The sequence below is a fragment of the Streptomyces sp. A012304 genome (assembly GCF_026008495.1).
Lineage (GTDB): Bacteria > Actinomycetota > Actinomycetes > Streptomycetales > Streptomycetaceae > Streptomyces.
Genome location: NZ_BQUN01000107.1, coordinates 1 through 2418 on the forward strand (window position 1 = coordinate 1; position 2418 = coordinate 2418).

Sequence of the window (2418 nt, forward strand, 5' to 3'; positions counted from 1 at the left end):
CGGACGACGCTCCGGTGCTGGTGAACATGTACGGCATCACCGAGACCACCGTCCACGTCACCCATACCGCGCTCACGGCCGACAGCGCCGTCGCCGGTGCCGCGAGCGACATCGGCACCGCCCTTCCCGACCTGCGGGCGTACGTCCTCGACGCGGCCCTGCGACCGGTCCCGGTCGGAGTCCCCGGCGAGCTGTACATCGCGGGTACCGGGCTGGCCCACGGGTATCTGAACCGGCCAGGGCTGACCGCGTCCCGTTTCGTCGCCGACCCCTACGGGCCCGCCGGCACCCGTATGTACCGCTCCGGAGACGTCGTCCGCTGGAACGCACGAGGCTCCCTGGAGTTCGTCGGCCGCGCCGACGACCAGGTGAAGGTGCGCGGCTTCCGCATCGAACTCGGGGAGATCGAGGCCGCGTTGGCCGCTCACCCGGAGGTCGGTGACGTGACCGTGGTGGCGCGCCAGGACCGCGCCGACGACGTCCGTCTGGTCGCCTACGTCGTGCCCGCCCCGGGATGTGTGGCGCTCGCGTCGACCCTGCGTGAGCACCTGCGGGAGCGGCTGCCCGAGTACATGGTGCCGTCGGCGTTCGTCCCCCTGGAGGCGCTGCCGCTGACCGTCAACGGCAAGCTGGACCGCCGCGCCCTGCCCGAACCGCAGGCCGGCGTCCTCGGCGCGGGCCGCGCCCCACGCACCCCGCAGGAGCAGATCCTGTGCGAGCTGTTCGCCGAGATCCTCGGCGTCGCGGAGGCGGGCGTCGACGACAGCTTCTTCGACCTGGGCGGCCACTCCCTGCTCGCCACCCGCCTCGTCGCCCGCGTCCGCGCCACCCTCGGAGTGGAACTGGAACTGCGCGCCCTCTTCGAGGCCCCCACCCCGGCCGGGCTGGCCGCGAGCCTCGCCGGCGCCGGACAGGCCCGGCTCGCCCTCACCCCGCGGGAACACCGCCCCGACCTGGTGCCGCTGTCGTTCGCACAGCGACGCCTGTGGTTCCTGCACCAGCTGGAAGGCGCGAGCGCCAACTACAACATCCCCCTCGCCTGGCGTCTGCACGGCCCCCTGGACCGCGCCGCCCTCCAGCACGCCCTCGGCGACGTCGTGGCCCGCCACGAGAGCCTGCGCACCCTCTACCCCCAGATCGACGGCACCCCGTACCAACGGGTCCTCGGCCCCGAGGCGGCCCGGCTGCGGCTGAACGCGCGCGGCACGACCGAGGAGGAACTGGACGCCGTACTCGCCGAGGCGCTGCGCCGTCCCTTCGACCTCGCCCATGACCTGCCCCTGTACGCCGAGCTGTTCACCCTCGCCCCCGATGACCACGTCCTGCTGCTGGTCGTCCACCACATCGCGGGCGACGGCTGGTCGCTCGGCCCGCTGGCGCACAACCTGGCCGACGCCTACGCCGCCCGCTGCCGAGGCGAGGAGCCCGTCTGGGCGCCGCTGCCGGTGCAGTACGCCGACTACACCCTCTGGCAGCGTGACCTCCTCGGTGACGCCGACGACCCCGACAGCCTGTACGCCCGCCAGGCCGCCCACTGGACGGACGCCCTCGCCGGGCTGCCCGAGCAGATCCAGCTGCCCACCGACCGGCCCCGCCCCCCGATCGCCTCCCACCGCGGCGGCTTCGTCCGCGTGGAACTGGACGCCGACCTGCACCAGGCCCTGCGCGACCTGGCCCGCGACCAGGGCACCAGCCTCTTCATGGTCCTCCAGGCCGGGCTGGCCGGCCTGCTGCACAAGCTGGGCGCCGGCGACGACATCCCCGTCGGCAGCCTCATCGCCGGCCGCACCGACCAGGCCCTGGACGACCTGATCGGATACTTCGTCAACACCCTCGTCCTGCGCACCGACACCAGCGGCGACCCCACCTTCACCGAACTCCTCGGCCGTGTCCGGGACGTCGCGCTGGCCGCGTACGCCCACCAGGATCTGCCGTTCGAGTACCTCGTCGAGACGCTCAACCCGACGCGCTCCCTCGCCCACCACCCGCTGTTCCAGATCATGCTCGTCCTACAGAACGCACCACAGGCGGAGTTCGCCCCGCCCGGCCTGCGTACCGAGGGCGTCCAGCTCACCACGACCACGTCCAAGCTCGACCTGATCTTCTCCATGTCCGAACGGCACGCCGACGACGGCATCCCGCAGGGCATCAGCGGGTTCGTCGAGTACGCCACGGACCTGTTCGACCCGGCGACCGTGCGGACCATGTGCGAGCGCTGGATGCGCCTCCTCAAGGACGCGGCCGCCACACCGCACCGACGCCTGAGCCGCTTCGACGTGCTCACCGACACCGAACACCGGCTGCTCCCGGCCGCGCACACCGTGCCGGCGCCGACGACCGGTCTGGTCGAGCTGTTCGAGGCGCGGGTGGGGGAGTGTCCGGGGGCGGTGGCGGTGGTGTCGGGTGATGTGGCGTTGT

Annotated in this window: 1 protein-coding gene; it reads left to right on the forward strand. The window is 72.8% G+C overall.

The window, feature by feature from the left end:
* Nucleotides 1–2418, forward strand: a 2418-nt coding sequence (locus tag ALMP_RS27665) for a condensation domain-containing protein (RefSeq protein ID WP_264933127.1), incomplete at both ends; no start/stop codon positions are given.